The organism is Allochromatium humboldtianum (assembly GCF_013385175.1).
In the GTDB taxonomy this organism is placed as follows: domain Bacteria; phylum Pseudomonadota; class Gammaproteobacteria; order Chromatiales; family Chromatiaceae; genus Thermochromatium; species Thermochromatium humboldtianum.
The window spans coordinates 218348-239962 of sequence record NZ_JABZEO010000007.1 but is presented as its reverse complement, the minus strand read 5'-3'; the positions used below and the strand labels follow the sequence as shown (position 1 = coordinate 239962).

At 65.0% G+C, this 21615-nt stretch carries 32 protein-coding genes; 23 read left to right on the top strand and 9 right to left on the bottom strand.

Annotated elements, in window-relative coordinates:
• The first annotated feature begins 11 nt into the window (after window positions 1-11).
• From HW932_RS12615 to HW932_RS12535, 17 genes are all read left to right on the top strand, one after another.
• Entirely contained in the window at window positions 12-869 is an 858-nt protein-coding gene (locus HW932_RS12615; protein ID WP_222932349.1) for a P63C domain-containing protein, read from the top strand.
• Complete coding sequence (locus HW932_RS12610; RefSeq protein ID WP_176976831.1) at window positions 870-1436, top strand: DUF6511 domain-containing protein; 567 nt, start codon at window positions 870-872, stop codon at window positions 1434-1436.
• Complete coding sequence (locus HW932_RS12605) at window positions 1436-2191, top strand: hypothetical protein (protein ID WP_176976830.1); 756 nt, start codon at window positions 1436-1438, stop codon at window positions 2189-2191. The genes HW932_RS12610 and HW932_RS12605 overlap by 1 nt, the downstream gene beginning before the upstream one ends.
• Entirely contained in the window at window positions 2191-2670 is a 480-nt protein-coding gene (locus HW932_RS12600) for a hypothetical protein (protein ID WP_176976829.1), read from the top strand. The genes HW932_RS12605 and HW932_RS12600 overlap by 1 nt, the downstream gene beginning before the upstream one ends.
• Window positions 2663-4978, top strand: coding sequence for a phage/plasmid primase, P4 family (locus tag HW932_RS12595; protein ID WP_176976828.1), 2316 nt, complete (start codon window positions 2663-2665; stop codon window positions 4976-4978). The genes HW932_RS12600 and HW932_RS12595 overlap by 8 nt, the downstream gene beginning before the upstream one ends.
• A gap of 137 nt (window positions 4979-5115) precedes the next feature.
• On the top strand, window positions 5116-5589 hold the full coding sequence (locus HW932_RS12590) for a crossover junction endodeoxyribonuclease RuvC (RefSeq protein ID WP_176976827.1): 474 nt from the start codon (window positions 5116-5118) through the stop codon (window positions 5587-5589).
• A 32-nt stretch (window positions 5590-5621) separates the two neighbouring features.
• The gene (locus tag HW932_RS12585; RefSeq protein ID WP_222932348.1) at window positions 5622-5948 is read left to right on the top strand and encodes a hypothetical protein; all 327 of its coding nucleotides are present in this window, start codon (window positions 5622-5624) and stop codon (window positions 5946-5948) included.
• Window positions 5945-6520: a hypothetical protein gene (locus HW932_RS12580; RefSeq protein ID WP_176976826.1), complete on the top strand. Its 576-nt coding sequence runs from the start codon at window positions 5945-5947 to the stop codon at window positions 6518-6520. Before HW932_RS12585 ends, HW932_RS12580 begins: the two co-directional genes overlap by 4 nt.
• Before the next feature lie 59 nt (window positions 6521-6579).
• Window positions 6580-6858, top strand: a complete 279-nt coding sequence (locus HW932_RS12575) for a type II toxin-antitoxin system TacA family antitoxin (RefSeq protein ID WP_021251077.1) — start codon at window positions 6580-6582, stop codon at window positions 6856-6858.
• Window positions 6855-7361 (top strand): GNAT family N-acetyltransferase, encoded by a 507-nt coding sequence (locus HW932_RS12570; protein ID WP_176976825.1) that lies wholly within the window; start codon window positions 6855-6857, stop codon window positions 7359-7361. Before HW932_RS12575 ends, HW932_RS12570 begins: the two co-directional genes overlap by 4 nt.
• A 180-nt stretch (window positions 7362-7541) precedes the next feature.
• Window positions 7542-7745 (top strand): hypothetical protein, encoded by a 204-nt coding sequence (locus tag HW932_RS12565; protein WP_176976824.1) that lies wholly within the window; start codon window positions 7542-7544, stop codon window positions 7743-7745.
• A complete protein-coding gene (locus HW932_RS12560; RefSeq protein WP_176976823.1) occupies window positions 7732-8304 on the top strand; it encodes a DUF6441 family protein in 573 nt (190 codons plus the stop codon). The genes HW932_RS12565 and HW932_RS12560 overlap by 14 nt, the downstream gene beginning before the upstream one ends.
• A 145-nt stretch (window positions 8305-8449) precedes the next feature.
• Window positions 8450-8998, top strand: coding sequence for a hypothetical protein (locus HW932_RS12555; RefSeq protein ID WP_176976822.1), 549 nt, complete (start codon window positions 8450-8452; stop codon window positions 8996-8998).
• On the top strand, window positions 8995-9240 hold the full coding sequence (locus HW932_RS12550) for a hypothetical protein (protein WP_176976821.1): 246 nt from the start codon (window positions 8995-8997) through the stop codon (window positions 9238-9240). Before HW932_RS12555 ends, HW932_RS12550 begins: the two co-directional genes overlap by 4 nt.
• Window positions 9241-9294: 54 nt before the next feature.
• Window positions 9295-10728 (top strand): site-specific DNA-methyltransferase, encoded by a 1434-nt coding sequence (locus tag HW932_RS12545; RefSeq protein WP_222932347.1) that lies wholly within the window; start codon window positions 9295-9297, stop codon window positions 10726-10728.
• The gene (locus HW932_RS12540) at window positions 10715-12004 is read left to right on the top strand and encodes a DNA modification methylase (RefSeq protein ID WP_176976820.1); all 1290 of its coding nucleotides are present in this window, start codon (window positions 10715-10717) and stop codon (window positions 12002-12004) included. Before HW932_RS12545 ends, HW932_RS12540 begins: the two co-directional genes overlap by 14 nt.
• Complete coding sequence (locus HW932_RS12535; RefSeq protein ID WP_176976819.1) at window positions 12001-12219, top strand: DUF7220 family protein; 219 nt, start codon at window positions 12001-12003, stop codon at window positions 12217-12219. Before HW932_RS12540 ends, HW932_RS12535 begins: the two co-directional genes overlap by 4 nt.
• Here HW932_RS12535 and HW932_RS12530 read toward each other — a convergent pair whose 3' ends face one another.
• The 9 genes from HW932_RS12530 to kleA all read right to left on the bottom strand — a co-directional run bounded on the left by HW932_RS12530 (window position 12220) and on the right by kleA (window position 15170).
• Window positions 12220-12588 carry a hypothetical protein gene (locus tag HW932_RS12530; protein ID WP_176976818.1) on the bottom strand — a complete coding sequence of 123 codons (369 nt, stop codon included), beginning with the start codon at window positions 12586-12588 and terminating at the stop codon, window positions 12220-12222.
• A gap of 104 nt (window positions 12589-12692) precedes the next feature.
• Entirely contained in the window at window positions 12693-12959 is a 267-nt protein-coding gene (locus HW932_RS12525) for a hypothetical protein (protein ID WP_176976817.1), read from the bottom strand.
• Between the two features lie 76 nt (window positions 12960-13035).
• A complete protein-coding gene (locus tag HW932_RS12520) occupies window positions 13036-13248 on the bottom strand; it encodes a hypothetical protein (RefSeq protein ID WP_176976816.1) in 213 nt (70 codons plus the stop codon).
• Between the two features lie 3 nt (window positions 13249-13251).
• Window positions 13252-13431, bottom strand: coding sequence for a hypothetical protein (locus HW932_RS12515; RefSeq protein ID WP_176976815.1), 180 nt, complete (start codon window positions 13429-13431; stop codon window positions 13252-13254).
• A 68-nt stretch (window positions 13432-13499) separates the two neighbouring features.
• Window positions 13500-13691: a hypothetical protein gene (locus tag HW932_RS12510; protein ID WP_176976814.1), complete on the bottom strand. Its 192-nt coding sequence runs from the start codon at window positions 13689-13691 to the stop codon at window positions 13500-13502.
• Window positions 13692-13693: 2 nt separating this feature from the next.
• Entirely contained in the window at window positions 13694-14302 is a 609-nt protein-coding gene (locus HW932_RS12505; protein WP_176976813.1) for a DUF3489 domain-containing protein, read from the bottom strand.
• 26 nt (window positions 14303-14328) lie between these two features.
• Window positions 14329-14652: a DUF6900 domain-containing protein gene (locus HW932_RS12500; protein WP_246296796.1), complete on the bottom strand. Its 324-nt coding sequence runs from the start codon at window positions 14650-14652 to the stop codon at window positions 14329-14331.
• The gene (locus tag HW932_RS12495; RefSeq protein ID WP_343047354.1) at window positions 14649-14936 is read right to left on the bottom strand and encodes a hypothetical protein; all 288 of its coding nucleotides are present in this window, start codon (window positions 14934-14936) and stop codon (window positions 14649-14651) included. The genes HW932_RS12500 and HW932_RS12495 overlap by 4 nt, the downstream gene beginning before the upstream one ends.
• A gap of 18 nt (window positions 14937-14954) precedes the next feature.
• Window positions 14955-15170, bottom strand: coding sequence for a stable inheritance protein KleA (gene kleA, locus HW932_RS12490; protein ID WP_176976812.1), 216 nt, complete (start codon window positions 15168-15170; stop codon window positions 14955-14957).
• Window positions 15171-15265: 95 nt separating this feature from the next.
• On the opposite strand from kleA, the gene HW932_RS12485 reads away from it, so the two are divergent.
• The 6 genes from HW932_RS12485 to HW932_RS12460 are packed head-to-tail and all read left to right on the top strand — an operon-like array spanning window position 15266 to window position 21606.
• On the top strand, window positions 15266-17137 hold the full coding sequence (locus HW932_RS12485) for a phage terminase large subunit family protein (RefSeq protein WP_222932346.1): 1872 nt from the start codon (window positions 15266-15268) through the stop codon (window positions 17135-17137).
• Between the two features lie 35 nt (window positions 17138-17172).
• On the top strand, window positions 17173-17385 hold the full coding sequence (locus HW932_RS12480; protein ID WP_176976811.1) for a phage head-tail joining protein: 213 nt from the start codon (window positions 17173-17175) through the stop codon (window positions 17383-17385).
• Between the two features lie 5 nt (window positions 17386-17390).
• Window positions 17391-18827, top strand: coding sequence for a phage portal protein (locus tag HW932_RS12475; RefSeq protein ID WP_222932345.1), 1437 nt, complete (start codon window positions 17391-17393; stop codon window positions 18825-18827).
• Window positions 18828-18836: 9 nt separating this feature from the next.
• Window positions 18837-20165 carry a S49 family peptidase gene (locus tag HW932_RS12470; protein WP_176976809.1) on the top strand — a complete coding sequence of 443 codons (1329 nt, stop codon included), beginning with the start codon at window positions 18837-18839 and terminating at the stop codon, window positions 20163-20165.
• A complete protein-coding gene (locus HW932_RS12465) occupies window positions 20162-20554 on the top strand; it encodes a head decoration protein (protein WP_176976808.1) in 393 nt (130 codons plus the stop codon). Before HW932_RS12470 ends, HW932_RS12465 begins: the two co-directional genes overlap by 4 nt.
• Before the next feature lie 23 nt (window positions 20555-20577).
• Window positions 20578-21606 (top strand): major capsid protein, encoded by a 1029-nt coding sequence (locus tag HW932_RS12460; protein ID WP_176976807.1) that lies wholly within the window; start codon window positions 20578-20580, stop codon window positions 21604-21606.
• Window positions 21607-21615: the final 9 nt, after the last annotated feature.

The window sequence follows — 21615 nt, the reverse complement described above, 5'->3', positions numbered from 1 at the left end:
AGGGCGTGACGATGATGAGCACACCTATTCTCACGACCAGCCACTACGGCGTGGTGCGCTTTGGTGACCTGGCGGTGGAAGCCGTGGTGCTGGAAGACGGCACCCGGGGCTACGTGCAGCGCCAGTTGGCCACAGCCATCGGCCTGCACGAATCGCGCCGGGGCAGCCAACTCAAAACCTTGCTGTCCGATGTCGCCCCTGGTGCAGTGGAGGTCTTGCAGGAGAACGCCTGCAGCATCCGCCTGCCCTCGGGCCAGACCACGGCGTTCTTTCCGGCCGGGGTAATCAGCGAAGTCGCCTCGGGCGTGATCGATGCCGCGCTCGAAGGTCGTCTGCACCGCAAGCGTCAGCACCTGGTGCCGAATTGCCAGCGCATTCTGAAGGCGCTCGCCAAGACCGGTGAGGTCGCGCTGATCGATGAGGCCACCGGCTACCAATACCACCGCGCGCCCGATGCGCTGCAGGCCTTGATCTCTCGCTTGCTGCGCGAGCGCGTGGCCAGCTGGGAGCGGCGCTTCAGCCCCGACTACTACCGGGCGCTGTTTCGTCTCTTTGGCTGGCACTACCAGGGCCATCAGCAAAACCCGCCGGCGGTGATCGGCCAGATCACCCTGCGCTGGGTGTACGACGTGATCATGCCCCGCGAAATCATCGAGGAGATCCGAAACCGCAAGCGCCTCTCCGACAAGGCCCATCAGTGGCTCAGCGAGGGCGGCCTCGCCCTCCTGGAAAAGCAGATCCACGCGGTGACCATGATCGCGCGCTCGTCGATGACCTACCGGGACTTCGATACCCGCTGCGCCACGGCGTTTGGCAGCCAGCCGCTGCAGATGACCCTCTTCATCGGTGCGCTGGAGGGAGGGCAATGAATGGCCGGGCAGTGTTGGGTCTGCAAGCGACAGGCCCGTGGCCTCGGCCACAGCGACAACCGCTTCAAGGCGGGCGAGGCACGCCGGTATCCGATGGACTGGGTCTTTTGCAGCCGCAAATGCCAGGACGCGTTTCACGCGCTCTACGGCCAGTGGCTGCGAACCGACCCCAGGCAGGAGGACGTGCTCATGGTTGATCCGACCGAATTCGAGCGCGCGGCGATGCGCGCCTGCCTGAAATTCTTCGGCGAGGCCGCCGGCGAGATCGGCTTTGACAAACCCCTGGGTCACTACAGCGAGGCCGAGGCCTTGCAGGTGATCGAGGCCATCGTCACTGGCTGGACGGAGGCCATGGCGGCTCACCACCAGCAGGCGAAGTATCCGCCGGTGCGGGGGCTCAATCCCTACGAGACGCAGGCGCCGCAGCCGGTGGCCAAGTTGGAACCGTCACCGGCGGCGACCGCCTTCGATCCGGCCAATCCCTTCGCGGATCTGGAGGATGACCTGCCCTGGGAAACCGGGGAGCCGGTGGCGGCCAAGGCCACCCAGCGTGGGAGGGCCAAGTGATGTTGGACTTCAATCATCGCCCCGGCTTCCACGAGCGGGTAGCGGGTTTCATCGATGCGGCGCTGGATGTTGAACGTGCCGGGCAGGCCCCGCGCGACTATCTCGGCGCTTCTCGCCTGGGTGTGGCTTGCGAACGGGCGCTGCAGTTTGAGTACGCCGGTGCGCCGGTCGATCCCGGCCGGGGTTTCTCGGGTCGCATCCTGCGGGTGTTCGAGGTCGGCCATGCGCTGGAAGACCTGGCCGTGCGCTGGTTGCGCATGGCGGGGTTTGAGTTGCACAACCAGAAGGCCAACGGCGGCCAGTTCGGGTTCTCGGTGGCGGGTGGCCGGATCAAGGGCCACGTCGACGGAATCATCACGGCAGCACCGCCAGAGCTGGGCCTGTCGTTCCCGATGCTCTTCGAGTGCAAGACCATGGCCGACAAGCACTGGAAGGCCTGCGCCAAGTCTGGCGTGGCGGTCACCAAGCCGGTCTATGCCGCGCAGATGGCCACTTACCAGGCCTACATGGAAGGCACGGTCGAAGGCATCAGCCATAACCCGGCGCTCTTCACCGCCATCAACAAGGACACGCAGGAGCTGTGGTTCGAGCTGGTTCCCTTCGATGCCGCCTTGGCGCAGAAGATGTCCGACCGGGCCGTGCGGGTGATCCAGGCGACGGAGGCCGGTGAGCTCTTGCCGCGCGCCTTCGCCGAGGCCAGCCACTTCGAATGCAAGTTCTGCAGCTATGCGCAGCGCTGCTGGGGAGGTGCGTGATGAGCACAGCTTCCAAGCGTGCCAGCGCACGCAAGACCTACCGCACCGAGTGGGTGGATCGCTGGTCGCCCCCCAAACCCCTGGTCGGGCTGCAGGCCATCGAAAAGGTGCTCAATCGTCACACCTTCCTTGTGACACCGGAGTCCCGTCTGGTGGTGGCGGTGCTCGCCCGCGCCATCCACGACAGCTTGAGTTTGACCAACCGCCGGATGCGGCGCGAGGCAAGGCGCTTTCTGCTCGGGGACGACCTCACGCTCTGGTGTGACCTGGTGGGACTGCATCCGGACTTCGTGCGCTTCGTGGCCCGCAAGGCCGGCTATCTCGCCGACGAGAAGGCGCACTGGCAGAAGGTACCGATCAAGGTGCCGGTGTATTCGGTTCCACCCGAGCCAGTGGTCAGCGCCAGCAGCGCCCCCGTGCATTCCATCACCTGCCAAGCCCACACCCATCAGCCACAGGGAGGACTGATCCATGCTTGATTTCAATTCGGTGCCGCCGGTGGCCAACGCCACGGGCGGTGATCTCAACCAACAACGCGATGCCATTCGGGCAGATTTGCTCGCCCGGCTGGAGTCGGTGCTGATGACGCTGCTGCCTGCCGGCAAGAAGCGTGGCCAGAAATACCTGGTCGGCGATGTGCTGGGCAGCCCCGGCGATAGCCTGGAGGTGTCGCTCAAGGGCGAGACCGCTGGGCTGTGGCACGACCACGCTACTGGTGAAGGTGGCGACATCTTCGATCTGATCGCTGCCCACCACGGTCTCGACACCCAGGCGGACTTCGCTCGGGTGCTGGAAATCGCCGGGCAACTGGTCGGGCGGGCTACCAGCCATCCGCCCAAGCGCAAGAAGGCCGAAGCCCCGGTTGATGAGCTGGGACCGGCCACCGCCAAGTGGGACTACCTGGATGCCGCCGGCAATCTCATCGCCTGCGTCTACCGCTACGACCCGGCACCGGGCAGGAAGGAGTTCCGCCCTTGGGACGCCAAGCGCCGCAAGATGGCCCCGCCCGAGCCGCGCCCGCTCTACAACCAGCCAGGGATTGCCTCCGCCGAGCAGGTGATCCTGGTCGAGGGCGAGAAGTGTGCGCAGGCCTTGATCGAGGCGGGCGTCCCTACCACCACCGCGATGCACGGCGCCAATGCGCCGGTCGACAAGACCGACTGGTCACCTCTGGCCGGCAAGGCTGTGCTCATTTGGCCGGATCGGGACAAGCCGGGGTTTGGGTATGCCGAGGCCGCCTCGCAGGCTGTGCTGATGGCCGGTGCCACCTCCTGCGCCATCCTGTTGCCCCCCGATGCCAAGCCGGAAGGCTGGGATGCTGCCGACGCGTTGGCTGAGGGCTTCGACGTGGCGGGATTCATCACCACCGGACCGCGCATCACAGTGCAGCCTTTGGGTGATGAGCCCGATCTGCCGGAGTATGACGGGCAGGCCGACCACGACAGCGATGCCACGGTGTGGGGCACCGAGGACGCGCTGGCGGTGAGCTTCACGCGGCGCTACCAGCGTGACTGGCGCTACATCGCGGCCTGGGGCAAATGGCTGATGTGGGATGGTCAGCGCTGGCGGGCCGAGGAGACCTTGGCGGCCACGGATCTGATCCGTCACGTCTGTCGCCACGCCGCCGTGCGTGCGGACAGCAGCAAGGTCGCGGCCAAGCTGGCTGCCAGCAGCACCGTGGGCGGGGTGGAACGTCTGGCACGTACCGACCGCCGGCACGCGGCGACCACCGACGAGTGGGATGCTGACATCTGGCTGATCAACACCCCAGGTGGCGTGGTGGATCTGCGCACCGGACGGATGCGGCCGCATGACCGGGCGGACCGGATGACCAAGATCGCCTCAGCCACCCTGGTGCAGGGCAGCACCTGCCCGACCTGGTTGCGGTTTCTGGAGCAGGTCACCGGTGGCGATGTCGAGTTGCAGTCCTACCTGCAGCGGGTGTTTGGCTACTGCCTGACCGGGGCGACCAGTGAGCACGCCTTGTTCTTCCTCTACGGCACCGGCGCCAACGGTAAGTCGGTGTTCGTGAACACGCTCTTCACGCTGCTCGGTGATTACGCCGCCAACGCGCCCATGGACACCTTCATGGAAACGCGCGGCGACCGGCACCCGACCGATCTGGCCGGGCTGCGCGGTTCGCGCTTCGTCGGTGCCACCGAGACCGAACAGGGTCGGCGCTGGAACGAGTCGAAGATCAAGGAGATCACCGGTGGTGATCGGGTGTCCGCGCGCTTCATGCGCCAGGACTTCTTCACCTATGTGCCGCAGTTCAAGTTGGTGATCGCGGGTAACCACAAGCCGGCCATCCGCAACATCGACGAGGCGATGCGCCGCCGTCTGCACCTGATCCCTTTCACGATCACCGTGCCCCCGGAAAAGCGCGACAAGCAGCTGCAGACCAAGTTGCTGCTTGAAGCCAACGCCATCTTCAGCTGGGGCGTCGAGGGCTGTCTGGCCTGGCAGCGCGAGGGGCTCAAACCGCCGAAGCCCGTGCTGGATGCCACCGACGAGTACTTCGAGGCGGAAGACGCGCTGGGCCGCTGGATCGAGGAGCGCTGCGTGCGCCACCCCAATGCCAAGGCACTGACCGCCGAGCTCTTCACCGACTGGAAGCAGTGGGCCGAAGCCGCCGGCGAATTCGTCGGCTCGCAAAAGCGCTTCGCCGATCTGCTGCTCACCCGGGGACTGGAGAAGTGGCGCAACGGGATGGGGCTGCGGGGATTTCAGGGCGTGGGCCTGCTGGAGACCCCGAAGGATCGCTTCACCCCCTATGCCGACAACTGACCCGAACCATGAATCGATGCGGTTCTGACGGATCGGACAGACTCACTGATTTACGCCTACACGCGCGCACGCGTGAAGAGGGTAACCGGCAAACCTGTCCGATCCGTCAGACCGCCCAAAACACAGGACTGACGAACATGACGACAACAATTTTGGCCCTCGACCTGGGCTCTCAACTTGGCTGGGCATTGACCGGCCGCGACGGACTCATCAACGGTGGCAGCGAGAATTTCCGCCCGCAGCGTTTCGAAGGCGGCGGCTTTCGTTACCTGCGTTTCAAGCGCTGGCTCACCGAGATCAAACAGTGCGCTGACGGTATTGATTTGGTGGTTTACGAGGAAGTCAGGAACCACAAAGGGGTGGATGCCGCGCATATCTACGGCGGCTTCATGGCCCATCTGACCGCCTGGTGTGAGCACCACCAGATTCCGTATCAGGGTGTGCCGGTGGGCACGATCAAGAAGCACGTTACGGGCAAAGGCAATGCAGGCAAGGAGGAAGTCATTGCTGCCATGCGCAGTCGAGGGTTTTCGCCGGACTGTGACAACGAGGCCGATGCGCTGGCGTTGCTGGACTGGGCGATGGCTCAAGGGGGTGTGGCATGCGTATGAGTACCCCCTCGATTCCCTGCTCCTTGGGCAGGATGGCACCGCCGTCGCCGGCCAATGCCGAGGAACTGCGTGCGATGCGTGCCGCCGCCTGGCACAAGCAAGGCATCGTCGTGGTGCCGCTCGACGACATCTACGACGACTGTGATCGTGTGTTCCTGACCGGCATCGCCACCAAGCTCTACGGCGCACGCACTACCGCATCCCGTAAGAGCACACCTTGGGCCGAGAGCGAGGTGATCGACCGGGGCGACGGCGAGACCTGGACCGTGGTGGCGACCACCGCCAAGGCCATCACTGTGCAGCGTGACCGCGACGGTGCTCTTGCGACCTTGGCCCAACTTGGGGAGGGACGGCCATGACCAAGAAGACGCAACGCGCCAAGGCGCGCGCTGAGCGCAAACCGGCTATCGGCCATGAGCTGATCCGCCCCGACGGCAGCTTGATCCGCTATGTGCGCGAGGAGGACGATGATCAGAGGCCCGTCGACCACTACCGCACCGTGGACACGCTGGCGCTGATGCTCCGAAACGGCAGCATCACCGGCGCTATGCACGATGCCGGACAGCAGTTCTCGCAGGACTTCGCCCGGGCGTTCGGCAGTGGTGTCGCCAGCCCGAGGCTTGATGGTCTGCCGGGTGGAACGGCGCCCGGGCAGATGATGGTCGAGAAGAACGCTGGCGCTGCGCGTGCGGTCAGGGAGGCGCTGGAGGCGGTCGGCGGCAGTGGCAGTCCGGCCGGATCGGCGCTGTGGTATGTGGCAGGACTGCAGATGTCGATCCGGGATTGGTCCATGCGCGATGGCTGGAACGGCAAGCGTGTCGAGAAGAACGAGGCCAAGGGCATTCTGCTTGCGGCACTCGGGATGCTGGCTCGGTACTACGGGTACGAGCGAGCGCCCAGGCCTCGGCGAGAGACATCAACGCACGTTTGACTTGTCAGGACATCGTCCGGACGCTACTATGGAGGTAGTTTCAGAAAATGGGGATTGCCATGAGCACCTTGAACCTCTCCAAAACCGAACGGATCGATGTCCGCGCCAGCAGCTCTGTCAAGCAGCTGCTGCAGGAGGCCGCGCGTTCATGCCACAAAAACGTCAGTGAATTTCTGCTGGATGCCGGGGTGATCGCGGCCAACCAGGCTCTGGCGGATCGTCGTCATTTCGTGCTCAACGATGACCAGTGGCAGGCGTTTCAGCAGGCGCTGGATCGCCCGGTTCAAGCCAAGCCGCGCTTGAAGAAACTGCTCAGTGAACCCGGGGTGCTGGGTTGAGTGCAGCGTATGAATCGGTCCGCAAGCTCGCGCCTGCGGATTCGACGGAAGGCTTTGACTGCGGGCAACCGCCGCTAAACCAGTTCTTGCAACGCTACGCGCTCGTAAACCAGAAGGCCAACAGCGCCCAGACCTACGTGTGCTGCCTGAGCGGCGAGGTAGTTGGTTTCTACAGTCTGGCGGTCGGCAGTGTTGATCCGGAGGATGCTCCAGCACGCGTCATGAAGGGCTTGGCTCGGCATCCGGTGCCAGTCATGATCCTGGCACGGTTGGCCGTGGACCGTGATCACCAAGGAAAAGGCCTGGGCAAGGCGCTCCTGAAGGACGCGCTGCTGCGCACGGCACAGGCAGCCGACATTGCGGGCATTCGTTGCCTGCTGGTTCATGCTAAGGATGAGGCCGCGCGGCAGTGGTACGAGTCCTGGGAATTTGAGCCCAGCCCGACCGATCCCTATCACCTGTTCCTGATGCTCAAGGATCTCAAGGCACTACTGGCGGGTTGATTCGATCAGAAGCGGAAAATTTTTTTGAGGTTGTTTTTCGAAACCTGATTGAATCCCGTCCGGACACAAAGTACAGTAATCCCGTACTGCTAATAACTGCGCCCACCCGATTCGTTCCGGTGGGCGTTGTCGTTTCTGGGCTGGGCGCTTGCCCGTTTGCCCAGCCTTGGAGACACCCCCATGAAACTCCTCATCACCCGCCCGGTGGTCCTCGCCGGCGCTGGCGGTGCGCGCTCGTTCGTCCCTGGCCTGACGGTTGAGGTCGATGCTGCCACTGCCGAACAGATCGTGGCGCAGCAGGCCGGCATTGCTGCCGAGCCTTCTGTCGATATCGAAGTGCCTGCCACCCCGCGCCGCAGGAAGCCCGCCGATGCTGAAACTTGATCTCACCACCGATGTGGCCAGGGCCACCGAGCACCTCTCCGAGCTCGCCCGGCAGCACGTCCCCAACGCCGCTGCCAAGGCACTGACCCGCACGGCCTTCGATGCCCGCGATGCGGTGCGCGATGGTCTGCCCGAGCGCTTCAACCTGCGCCGGCCGTGGATCAGCCGGGGCATCGGTGTCACGCCCGCCAAGCCGCGTACGCTGATGGCCGAGGTCTGGTCGCGGGATCGGTTTATGGCGCTGCAGGAGAGTGGCGGCACCAAGACCGGCAAGCTGGCGATCCCGGTCGGTCCGATGGCTCAAACCGCGCAGACTCGCGTCATCCCCAAGAGCCAGTGGCCGGGCCAGGTGATGGCGAAGAAGAACGTGTTCTACCGGGCTGGCGCCGTGTTCGAGCGCCGCGACGAGAAGCGCATCCTGGCCTTGTACCTGCTGCGCCGGCAGCAGAAGGTTGAAGCGCGTTTTGGCATGGCCGAGGCCGTTCGCAGCGTCGCCCTGCGTGAGTACCAACGGCAGATGGAACGGGCGCTGCGGGAGGAACTCACCCGTGCGACCTGACGCATCGGACACATTAAACGGGTCCTCCCGGGCCATCTGAAGCGCGGGGGCCGCGCGCAGCGCGACGCTTGCCTAGCGTCAGACTCAAAAAATCGGTGGTCAGGTGGTCGGTGGTCACCCCGGCCATCGTTCCTTGGAGATTTCCATGAGCATGAGCTTGCGTGCCTACGCCCGGCATCGCGGCGTGGCCCTGTCCGCCGTCCAGAAGGCGATTGCCAGTGGGCGCATTCAGGTCGAAGCCGATGGCCGGATCGACCAGAACAAGGCCGACGCCCAGTGGGATCGGCACACCCGGATGGCGCAGCCGACCACTCCCAAGGTGGTCACCCAGCAGGTGGTCACCCCCAGGGTGGTCAGCACCGAACGACCCGCCGCGCCGCCGACACCCCCAGCCGCCTCCAGCGACGATGCCCGGGGCGTCGATTACCACAAGGCCCGGGCGGTACGCGAAACCTACTCGGCGCGCCTGGCCAAGCTCGAATTCGAGGAACGCACCGGCAAGCTGATCAGCAAGGACGAGGTCGACATCAAGTATTTCCAGCTGGCCCGGCAGCTGCGGGACCGCATGCAGCAGATCCCGCGCAAGGTCGCGCCCGAGATCGTCGCGCTGGTCGTGGCCGATCCGGATGTGCGTGGCGTGACAGACATCCTGGATGTGGCCATTCGTGAAGCCCTGGAGGATCTCGCCCGATGAAAACCCATCCGATGTGGAACCCCGATGAGCCGACCTACGCCGATGTGGAGGACGTGGTCGGCAGAGCCTTCGCGGATGGCCTGCGCCCCGATCCGGTTGCGGACGATCCCATCCCGGACGATCCGGTACCCGCCGACCTGTCGCCCGAGCTCATCGAAGCCCTGGTGCGCGACACCCTGCGCCAGCACCTGGATGCCCTGATCCCCCTGCTCGCCCACGAGATCACCCAGCGCTTGCGCTGATTACTTCGTCAGACCGCCTGGCGAACGTTTCAACACCTTCGCCGAGGGTCATTCATGACGACTGCCTTCACCCCCGCCATGGCCCGCCGCATCGAACTGTGGCCGCTGGACCGACTCAAGCCCTACGAACGCAACGCCCGCACCCATTCGGAGGCGCAGATCGCCGAGCTGGCCGGCAGCATCGTCGAGTACGGCTTCACTGCGCCGCTACTGGTGTCCGGCGAGGGCGACATCCTGGCCGGGCATGGCCGGCTCGCCGCCGCGAAGAAACTCGCCCTCGAGGTCGTGCCGGTGGTCGTCCTCGATCACCTCACGCCCACCCAGCGCCGTGCCTACATCCTGGCGGATAACCAACTGGCGCTGCAGGCAGGGTGGAATGAGGAACTGCTGGCGGCTGAACTGGCCGATCTCTCCGCTGCTGGCTTTGATCTCGGCTTGACCGGCTTCAGCGATGCCGAGATCGAGAGTCTCTTGGGTGAGCTCGACGACGAGGACGACGCTCCACAAAATCCGCCAATTGGCGGATTTACCGAGGACGCTGACGAGGACATTCCGGAAGCACCAGCCACCCCGGTCAGCGGAGCCGGCGACATCTGGCAATTGGGTGCCCACCGCCTGATCTGCGGCGACTCGACCGACCCGGCCGTGGTCGCGGCGCTGATGGCCGGAGACCACGCGAGCCTGTGCTTCACCAGCCCACCCTACGGTCAGCAGCGTGACTACACCCAAGGCATCGCCGACTGGGATGCGCTGATGCGTGGCGTCTTTGCCCACCTGCCCATGGCCGACGATGGCCAGGTGCTGGTGAATCTGGGTCTCATCCACCGCGACAACGAGGTCATCCCGTACTGGGATGGCTGGCTCGCCTGGATGCGCACGCAAGGCTGGCGACGCTTTGGCTGGTACGTCTGGGACCAGGGACCGGGGATGCCCGGCGACTGGGCGGGACGCCTGGCTCCGAGCTTCGAGTTCGTCTTCCACTTCAACCGCGCCAGCCGCAAGCCCAACAAGATCGTGCCCTGTAAGCACGCCGGGCAGGACTCGCACCTGCGCGCCGACGGCAGTTCCACCGCGATGCGCGGCAAGGATGGCGAGGTCGGGGGCTGGACCCATGCCGGGCAGCCCACCCAGGACACCCGCATCCCGGACAGCGTGATCCGCATCATGCGGCACAAGGGCAAGATCGGCCGCGACATCGACCATCCGGCAGTGTTTCCGGTGGCGCTGCCTGAGCACATCTTGCTGGCGTATTCAGACGTGGGCGAGATCGTGTTCGAGCCCTTTGGTGGCTCCGGCACCACGATCCTGGCCGCCCAAAAGACCGGACGCCAGGCCCGCGCCATCGAACTCGCCCCGTCTTACACCGATGTGGCGGTGAAGCGATTCCAACAGAACCACCCCGACGTTCCGGTGACCTTGCTGGCCACCGGGCAGACCTTTGCCGAGGTCGAAGCGGAACGACTGGAGACGGCTGATGCAGCTGAGTGAAATCACATTCGAATATTGGCCGACCGAGCGCCTGATCCCGTACAGCAGAAACCCCAGGAAGAACGACCACGCCGTCGACCAGATGGCCGGCGCCATCCGGGACTTTGGCTTTCGCATCCCGATCATCGCCAAGAGCACGGGCGAAATTTGTGATGGTCATCTGAGGTATAAGGCCGCGCTACGCCTCGGGCTGGAGAAGGTGCCCGTCATCCTGGCCGACGACCTGACCGAAACACAGATCAAAGCCTTCCGCATCCTGGCCAACCGCTCGGCGACTTGGGCGGAATGGGACGAGGATCTGCTGCGCCTCGAACTGGAGGAGCTGGAGGAGGCCGACTTTGACCTGGCGCTCACCGGCTTCGATGCCGACGAACTGCTGGAGATCATGGCTGGCGAGGAGACGACCACCGAGGGGCACACCGACGAGGATGCCGCACCCGAGGTGCCAGTTGTCCCGGTGTCCAAGCCGAGCGACGTCTGGATCATGGGCAAGCACCGACTGCTCTGTGGCGACAGCACCGATGCTGCGAGCTTTGCCCTGCTGATGGCCGGCGAGAAGTCTTCGATGGTGTTCACCGATCCTCCTTACGGTGTCAATTACGCCAACAGCGCCAAGGACAAGCTGCGCGGCACCAACCGCCCAATCTTGAACGACAACCTGGGCGAGGACTTCGAGCCCTTCCTCAAGGCGGCGCTCACGCCGATGATCGCGCACTGCCAGGGGGCCATCTACATCGCCATGTCCTCGTCGGAATTGGACACCCTGCAAGCGGCCTTCCGTGCTGCCGGCGGCAAATGGTCGACCTTCATCATCTGGGCCAAGAACACCTTCACGCTGGGGCGCTCCGACTACCAGCGCCAGTACGAGCCGATTCTGTACGGCTGGCCAGAAGGCTCCACCCGGCACTGGTGCGGTGACCGCGACCAGGGCGATGTCTGGCACTTCAACAAGCCGCGCGTCAATGACCTGCATCCGACGATGAAGCCGGTGGAGCTGGTCGAGCGGGCCATCCGAAATTCCAGCCGCCCTGGTGACATCGTGCTCGATCCTTTCGGCGGCTCCGGCACCACGCTGATCGCGGCCGAGAAGTCCGGCCGTCAAGCACGGCTGATCGAACTCGATCCCAAGTACGTCGATGTGATTGTTCGCCGCTGGCAGGAATATGCCGGCGCGCAGGCGGTGCGTGAGGTCGATGGGGTGCGATTCGATGACCTGGTCGGCACGACAGAGACTGCCGATGCCAGCGATGAGCTGGATGCCGAGGAGGTGCTGTGAAGCAGTCGCGCTGGATGTCGCTGGTGGAGGCCGTGACCAATGTGCTGGTTGGCTATGGCGTGGCGGTGGCGACCCAGTGGGTGGTGTTCCCGCTCTTTGGTCTGCACGCCACGCTGCAGGAGAACCTGGTGATCGGCCTGATCTTCACGGCCGTGTCGCTGGTGAGAAGCTACTTGCTGCGCCGCGCTTTCGAGGGGCTGCGCGGCGTGGGCTGATCAGGCTGCCAGGGATTCTTCGACAATCTCGCAGTGGATCACGAACCCGGTGAGGTAAGGCAGGCCCTTTGGGATGCCGTACTGCTTGGCGGTCTGGCGGCCAATCGTCCAACCCATCCAACGCTGGGTGGCGGCATTGATTGCGTCCTGCAGGGTCTGCCCCTGGTACAGCCCGTTTTGCACATCGTCGGCAAAGTGGCGACCGTGGCGGCTGTCGAGGAAAGCGCGGACCGATTCGAGCGGCTGGCAGGTGGCCTCCGAAATCGCGGTCATGGCCAGGGACCAGGCGGCTTCGGCGTGCTCGTTCATGGTTCCGAAAAACCCCCAATCAGTGACGGTCGGGGCGGGGATCTGGTTGGTGGTGTTCATCTTGGGCTCCGGGCGGTTGATCGTTGCGACACCTGTAGTAACGCGCTATTCACCAGACAAGCCAAGCGCATCGTCGATCTTTCTGCGCTTGGCTCTGGCCGCGCTTACTCCATCGTGTCGGCCCGCACCAGTTCGGCCTGGGCGCTGGCGATCAGATCCAGCCGCAGGTTTGGCGTGATGTTGCAAGCGAGCTCGTTCAGGGTCCAGTTCATCACATCGGCCTTGTCGCGCAGCGACTCGGCGTCCTCGAACCGGTTGGTGTAGCGATCCAGTTCGCGCAGTGCGCGCTCCAGGGTGGATCGGGCTTGGGCCAGGGCCTCGCGGGCGCGGTGTTCGGCGTGCTGGGCTTGAAATTCGCGTGGGGTGTTCATGGTGTGCTCTCCTTCTCAGTTGATCGTTGCGACACCTGTATGAACGCGCTGCTCGCCACTGAAGCCAAGCGTCATCTCAATCTTTCTGCATCGGCTGTTGGCGGCTGACGACGGCGGCGAGCTTGGCGCGGGCGGCATCACCCTCCCATCGGCAGGGACCGTTGCCGCGTGCGGCTTCCTCGGTCCAGCGCGCGAGGATCTCGGTGTTGCGCCAGCCCTTGGCGGCCAGGTAGGCGTAGTCGTCGGTATCGAAGTTGGGACGGGCAAGGAGGGCGCGAGTGGGTTTCATGGCTTACTCGCTTTCTGGCTCGGTCGTGCCCGACTGTTCAAGCTCGGCCTTGAGGTCGAGCGCGTCGCAGATGTCGTTGCGGCTGGTGACGTATTCGCCATCGACGTAGATGTCGTACCAGACGTCGCGCAGTGAGACGTTGGCCTCATCGGTGGATTGGCGCTTCAAGGTGACGGTGGGCATGGCGTGCTCCGTTGTTCGTTGTGGGCTGGACGTCCCCATGAACGCGCTGGTCGCCACCAAAGCCAAGCTCAATCTGCATCCTGGTCGGTATCGATGGCCTCGATGGCCAGCACCACATCGGCGATGCGGTCGGCCTCAAAGCCAAAGCCCCGGTGGCGCAGCAGGTGCTCGATGCTCGGATGCTTCATCCGGGCGATCTCCCGGCAGGCCGCCAGCAAGGCCTGCAAGTGCTCTGCCGGGATCGGGACGTCAGGCGGCATGCTCACGCCGTGGCCTCTTCAGTGGCATCCTCGGCGATGCGGTAGAGACGCTGTCCTGCACCCGGGGTACCGGCCGGGCCTTCGATCTTCTCGGAGACGATGGTCAGGCCCAGCTTCTTCTTGAGCGCCCCGGCAAAGGTCCCTCTGATCGTGTGGTGTTGCCAGCCCGTCGCCTCACTGATCTGCGCGATGGTGGCGCCCTCGGGGCGTTTGAGCATCTCGATCACCAGGGCCTGCTTGCTGTGCTCGCGACCCCGCTTCGGGGTGGTATCGGGCTGCTCCTGCTGCCAGCTGGCCTCGGCAGCGGTGACCGCCGCTTCCAGTTCCGGGTCGTCGGCCAGGGGTGGTGCAGTGACAGCCGTTGTGCGCATGGGCGGCAGCACATCCTCCGGTTGAGCTTCGCCCTTGATGATGGCGATGGCGGCGCGCGTGATGCGCCACTGGCCATCCATCTGCTCGATCAACCCCCGCTGCGCGAGGCTGGCGATCATCTTCAGTTTGGCGCCGCCCTTGAGATCGAGCAGCGGTTCGATCAGGCCGCCGGCATCGCAGTGGGCGCGGGTGATGAGGTCGAGTTGGCGTTCGGTGATGGGGGTGGTTTGTGCAGACATGGTGATGCTCCTTGTGATGAGGGTGGTTAAGCAGTTTGGTTGGCGGCGGCGTTCTGTCCTGCGGCCAGGCCAGCCTGGTAGGCAGCCATCAGGGCGCTCTTGACGCACCAGACGCCAACGTCGTGGAAGTCCAGGCGGTCGTGGTTACGGGTCTCCAGGGTCTCGATGAAGAGATGCTCCTGGGCGATCTGGGCGAGCAGCTGGTCGAGTTGCTGGGCAGCCTTGCTGGCCGATGCTTTGCGGGTGCGGGTCGGGGTCATTTCGTGCTCCTCAACTTGGGTTTTGGTGATGACATGAACGCGCTGTTCGGGAGTGAAGCCAAGCGCCGGTTTGATCTTTCTGCGAATCATTTCCGGCTGTCCTTGAGCGCCTGGATGCCGGCCTGCGCGAGGCTCAACGCCGCGCTCTGGAAGGCCACGTGGGCCACCGTCGGCGCCTCACGCGCCTCGGTGAGCAGTTCGTCGAGCACTGGCCCAACCTGGGCGCGCATCGCGGCGCAGGCCGCGTCCAGTTGCGCGTTGCTGGCCTGGCGCACCTGCGGGTAGAGGCGTACCAGCAAGGTCAAGGCGGCTTCACCGAGCTTGTGGCCGAGGGTGTCGAGGGAGTCGGTGCGGTGAGGGGTGTCAGCAATCACGATGGTCTCCTCGGACGGTCAGGCGGCGATGTGGCGCTGGGCCTGCTCGATCTCGGCCGGTAGCCACAGCGTGGCGATCTCTTCTTCCAGGGCTTGGCGCCGGCGTTCGGCAATCTCCTGCAAGGACGCGATCTGCGCGAGCAAGGCCAGCAGGTCGTCGCGCTGGCGCAGGATGGGACTGCCCACTTCGGGCAGTCGCTCGATCCAGTTCAGGGTGAGGTCGGTGGGGTTCATGGCGCGCTCCGTGGGCGTTGATGACATCCGTATGAACGCGCTGAGCGCGCGTGAAGCCAAGCGCCGGTTCCACCTATTTCGCATCGGAGTAGCCCATGTTCGACACTGCTGAATCGGCCGCTGCACTGAGCGTGGAGTCAGCCTGGAAACGCGGCCTCGCACCCGACCCCATCCTCACCGTCGATGACTGGGCTAACCGCCACCGGATGCTCTCGTCGGTGGCCTCCGCCGAGCCCGGACGCTGGTCGACCAGCCGCACGCCGTACTTGAAGGCGGTGATGGAAACGCTGTCGGCCACCTCGCGCGTGGAACGCGTGGTGCTGATGGCCGGGGCTCAAATCGGCAAGACCGAAGCGGGGTTGAACTGGCTGGGCTACGTCATCCACCACGCCCCCGGCCCGATGCTGCTGGTGCAGCCCACGGTGGAAGGCGCCAAGCGCGTCTCCAAGCAGCGGGTGGATGCGCTGATCGAAGCAAGCCCGGAATTGGCCAGCCGGGTGAAGGACCCGAGAAGCCGGGATTCCGGCAACACCCAGCTGATGAAGGAGTTTCCCGGCGGCGTCCTGATCATGACCGGTGCCAACTCGGCGGTGGGCCTGCGCTCGATGCCGGTGCGTTACCTGTTTCTCGATGAGGTCGATGGCTACCCGGGCGACGCCGATGGTGAAGGCGATCCAGTGGCTCTGGCGGTGCAGCGTGCGGCCACCTTCGTCAATCGCAAGGTCTATCTGTGCTCAACGCCGACCCTGAAGGGTTTTTCGCGCATCGAGGCGGCCTACCTGGAGTCGGACCAGCGCGTGTTCGAAGTGCCCTGCGATCACTGCGGGACGCACAGCCAGATCCTCTGGCGCGACATCCGCTGGCCCAAGGACAAGATGGCGGATGCTGCCTGGCACTGCCCAGCGTGCGACGGCATCCACCCCGAGTACCGCAAACCGGCGCTGCTCGCCAATGGCCGCTGGACCGCCAAGGCCGAGGGTGACGGCAAGACGGTGGGCTTCCATCTGTCGAGCCTGTATTCACCGTGGCTCACCTGGGGCGAGATCGCCCAGGAGCATCACGCTGCCAAGGACGACCCGGTGCGCCTCAAGGTCTGGGTCAACACCAAGCTGGCAGAAACCTGGGAAGACCGGGAGGGGGAGACCTTGGATGCTGAAGGTCTGATGGAGCGCCGCGAAACCTACGGGCCTGCGATCCCGGCCGAGGTGGCGCTGCTCACCTGCGGCATCGACGTCCAGGATGATCGGCTGGAGCTCGAAGTGGTCGGCTGGGGCCGGGACGAGGAGTCCTGGTCAGTGGACTACAAGGTGCTGTGGGGCGATCCCTCCGCGCCGGACACCTGGTCGCAGCTCGATGTGTTTCTCTCCAACCGCTTCGAGCACGAGACGCTGGCCAATGGCCTGACGATTGAAGCCGCGTGTCTGGACACCGGTGGCCACCACACCCTGGCGGCCTACGCCTTCTGCAAGGGCCGGGAGCGCAAACGCATCTGGGCGATCAAGGGTGGCTCGGGCAAACGCCCGATCTGGCCCAAGCGCCCGAGTAAGGCGAACAAGGGCAAGGTCAATCTCTTCACCGTCGGGGTGGATGCGGCCAAGGAAGCGATCTACGCCCGGCTGAAGAAGGAGGCCGGCGCTGGCGCGATGCATTTCCCGCTGGACCGCGATGCCCAGTATTTCGAGCAGCTCACCGCCGAGCGCATCCGCACCCGCTACGTGAAAGGGTTCCCACAACGTTTCTGGTGGAAGCCCGACGGACGCAGGAACGAAGCACTGGACTGCCGGGTGTATGCCTACGCCGCGCTGCATGGCCTGTTGTCGATGGGCCTGAACCTGAACAAGCGGGCAGACGCCTTGCCGCCGATGCCGACCAATCGCAAACCAGCCAGCAATGCCACGCCCGTGACGACACCGATGACCGCCAGCCCGCGCCGTCGGCGCATGGCCATTTCCTCCAACTACCTCTGATACCGCCAGCCTCCCGCTGGCCGGGAGTGCTGTCCATGACCCTCGAACAACTCAAGGCCCAGCGGGAAGCCCTGCAGGCCGCGCGCTTCAATGGCGTGCTCACCGTGAAGGCCGGCGACAAGTGGGTGACCTACAAGTCGGACGCCGAGCTGCAGTCGGCCCTCCATGACCTTGACCGCGAGATCGCCCAAGCCGAAGGTCGCCCGCGTGCCCGACGCATCCGCACCTATGCCGTGAAGGGCTTGTGATGGGGATGCTCAAGAATCTGCGGCGCAAGGTGGGCGCCATGGTGGGGGGCTTCGAAGGTGGCCTATCCGCCCGGCGCCTCAAGACCTTCGCGGCCAGCCGCGCCCACGTCAACACGCTGATCCAGGCGGCCGGGGCCGACATGACTGCCCGTGCACGCTATCTCATCCGCAACAACGGCTACGCCGCCAACGCGGTCGAGTCCTGGGCGGGCAATGCGGTGGGCACCGGCATCAAGCCCTCGTCGGGCATCGGTGATGCGGTGCTCAAGGACCGGGTGCAACGCCTGTGGCTGCGCTGGACCGATGAGTCCGATGCCGAAGGGCTGACCGACTTCTATGGACAGCAACGCCGGGCAGCGCGTGAACTCTTCATCGCTGGCGAGGTGTTCTTCCGTATTCGGCCGCGCCGGCCAGAGGATGGCCTGTCGGTCCCGCTGCAGTTGCAGATGCTCCCCGCAGAGATGCTGCCCTTGCATCACAACCAGCAGCTGGAGAACGGGCACCGCATCCGTCAGGGCATCGAGTTCGACCGCATCGGTCGGCGCGTCGCCTACCACTTCCTGCGCCGCCACCCAGGCGATATCACCGATCCGGGATTGGCCGGCGAAACGGTGCGGGTGCCGGCCGAGTCCGTGCTGCACATCGTCGATCCGGTGGATGCCGGGCAGTTGCGCGGCGTGTCGCGCTTCTCGCCGGCGCTGGTGAAGCTGTTCCTGCTCGACCAGTACGACGATGCCGAACTGGACCGCAAGAAGGTCGCGGCGATGTTCGTCGGCTTCGTGCGCCGGCCCGAGCGCGACTTCGACAACGGTGGCGAAACTGATGACCGGGGCGAGCCGCTGCTGCCGCTCGAACCCGGCCAGTTGCAGATCCTGGACGACGGCGAGGACATCACCTTCTCGACGCCGGCCGATGTCGGCGGCAACTACGAGTCCTTCCAGTACCGGACGCTCTTGCAGGTGGCTGCCGCCTTGGGCCTGCCCTACGCGAATCTCTCGGCCGATATGTTGAAGGCCAACTATTCGAACACCCGGGCAGCACTGCTGGAGTTTCGCCGTCGCATCGAAGCCTTCCAGCATTCGGTGCTGGTGTTTCAGCTGTGCCGGGCCGTGTGGTCACGCTGGATGGATACGGCGGTGCTCTCGGGCGCGCTGGAATTACCGGATTACGAGCGCAAGCGTGCCGACTACCTGGACTGCAGCTGGCTGCCGCCACGCTGGGACTGGGTTGATCCCCTCAAAGACATCCGCGCGGAGATCAACGCCATCGAGGCGGGGCTCAAGTCGCGCACCCAGGCAATTGCCGAACGCGGCTTTGATGCTGCGATGGTCGATGCCGAGATCGCCGGTGACCACCGGCGCGAGGACGGTCTGGGGCTGCGCTTTGGGCGTGAGCCTCCGCAGGCTCCTGCGCAGGCACCACCGCCAGCCCCCTCGAACTGAGGAATCCCGATGACTGATTTGCCCTACCTGGCGTCCCGCCTATACGGGACGCCGCTCCTGATTGCGCGCCCGAAACTCGAAGTGATCCTTGGGGTGGTGGCCAGAAAGATGGCGGGCGACACGCTCGCCACGCCACCGCCGGCTAATGTCGATGCCGGTATGACCGGTGACCTCCAGAACTTGGAGGGCATCGCCATCCTTCCCGTCCTCGGCACGCTGGTGCGTCGCTCTTCTTATATCGGCGCGGCCAGTGGCCTCACCAGCTACCACGACATCGAGGCCATGGCCGAACAGGCCTTTGCCGACGGACAAGTGCGCGCAGTGTTGCTGGAGATCGATTCCAGTGGAGGCGAGGCGGGCGGGGTGTTCGACCTGGCCCGGCGCCTACGGCAGTTGGCGCAGTCCTCGGGCAAACCGCTGTGGGCGATTGCCGATGAGGCTGCACTCTCTGCCGCCTACGCGATTGCCTGTGCTGCTGACCGCCTGTGGCTCACCCGCACCGCCGAGGTGGGCTCCATCGGTGTGGTCGCGGTGCACGTCGATGAGTCGGTCGCCGATGCCAAGGCGGGCCTGAATTACACCTTCCTGCACGCCGGCGCCCACAAGGTCGATGGCCATCCGCACGCACCACTTCCGGCGCCGGTCGCTGCCGACATCCAGGCGGACATCGAGCAGCTACACGACCAGTTCATCAGCCTGGTCGCAGGGTTCCGTCGCCTGACGGTGGAGACCATCCGCGACACCGAGGCCCGCGTCTATCGCGGCGAGGCGGCGCTGCAGGCAGGGCTGGCCGATCAGATCGGCACCCGTTCCGAGGCACTGGCCGCTCTGCAACGGCAACTCGCCATGAGTGCCGGACGCAGCCTGCGCAACAAGGCCGCTGCGCTGTCGGCCACCCGCACCACCTCCCGATCCCAACCCTTCCCGAAGGAGATCTCCATGAATGATCACAACCCCGTCACGCCGGTGGACGACACCCAAGAGAACAGCGCCCCGAACTCAAGCCCGACCCCGGTGCAGTCACCGCAAACCCCGCCGCCGCTCGACGAAGCGGCTATCACGGCCCAGGTTGAGCAGCGACTGCGACGCCAGTTGGCTGAATTGACCGAGATCGCCGCCCAGGCCAAACGCCTCGGGGTCACGGTCGATCCCGCGCAGGCCCTGGCGCGTGGCGTCACCCCCGATGCGCTGCGCCAATCGGTGCTGCAGCAGGCGGCCGAACGCGATGTGGCGCAAGACATCGTGGCCCAAGCCCCGGCACCTGCGCCCACCAAACCTCAATCCGTCGCTGACAGCCCACTGGTCAAAGCGGCCCAAGCCTATGGAGGTCGTAAATGACTGCACCCCTGATTTCTCCCACCACCCTCGGTGACCTGATCAAACGCGAGTCCGACCCGGACTACACCCGCGAGACCGTGACCCTGAAAGCTGGCACGGCTTACCCGCTGGGGGCCGTGCTGGGCCGCATCACCGCGACCGACATTTACGCCCTGTCGCCAGCCGCTTCGACGACAGGCCTGGAAGGTGCAGAGATCGCTTGTGCCGTGCTGCTGCACCAGGTCGCCGCCAGTGACACCGACACCCAGGCGGTGGTGCTCGCACGTGGCCAGGTCATCGTCGCCGACCGCGCCTTGGCCTTCGATGCCTCGGTCACAGACGCCGCTGCTCAAGCCCTCAAACACCAGCAACTGGCCGCCCACGGCATCGTGGTTCGTCCGGTCGCCTGATCTCATTTCCCAGGAGTTTCGATATGACCGTGATCGTCAATCCGTTCGACGCCGGCGGCTTCACGCTGGCCGAGATGTCGGCCGCCATTCAGATGCTGCCCAATCCCTATGGCCGCGTCGGCCAGCTGGGACTGTTCGCCCCTGAGCCGATTTCGCAGCGCAACGTCACCATCGAGTCCATCGAAGGCGAACTGCGGCTGCTGCCGGCCGTGGCACCCGGTGCACCCGCAACCGTCGGCACCACCGACAAGCGTTCGGTGCGTTCGTTTGCCGTACCCCACATCCCGCACAACGATGTGGTGCTGCCCGAGGAGATCCAGGGTATCCGGGGTCTGGGTCTGGCCGCTGGTGAAGATCCGCTGGTCACCGTGATGACCCGCAAACTCGCCCGGATGCGCGCCAAGCACGCGCAGACGCTGGAGTACATGCGTGTGAACGCCTTGCTGGGGATTACCAAGGATGGTGCTGGAAACACGCTGTACGACTGGCATGACGAGTTCGACATCCAGAAGCCCGAGGTGGATTTCGTGTTTGGTGGCACCGAGGACATGGTCATCCATTGCACCGAGGTGGCCCGCCAGATTGAAGCGAACCTCAAGGGCGAGATGATGACCACCATCCACGCCTTGGTCAGCCCCGAGTTCTTCGACAAGCTGGTGGCGCACAAGACCGTCAAGGAGGCCTACACCTTCTACCAGGGCACCGCTGGCACCAACCCGCTGCGCGACGATGTGCGCCGGGGTTTCCGTTTCGGCTCCATCCTGTTCGAGGAGTATTTCGGCACGGTGACGCTGGCCAATGGCAGCACGGCACGCCTGATCCCGCCGCGCGAAGGGGTGGCCTTCCCGCTGGGTACGCTCGACACCTTCCGCACTTACTTCGCCCCGGCGAACCTGATGGAAGCGGTCGGCACCTATGGCCAGGAGCTCTACGCCCACCAGTTGGCGCGTCCGAACGGCACCGGCGTGGATATCTACACCCAGTCCAACCCGCTGCCGATTGTGAAGCGCCCGGCGCTCACCGTTCGTCTGCATTCGAGCAATGGCTGGTAAGCGGGAGAC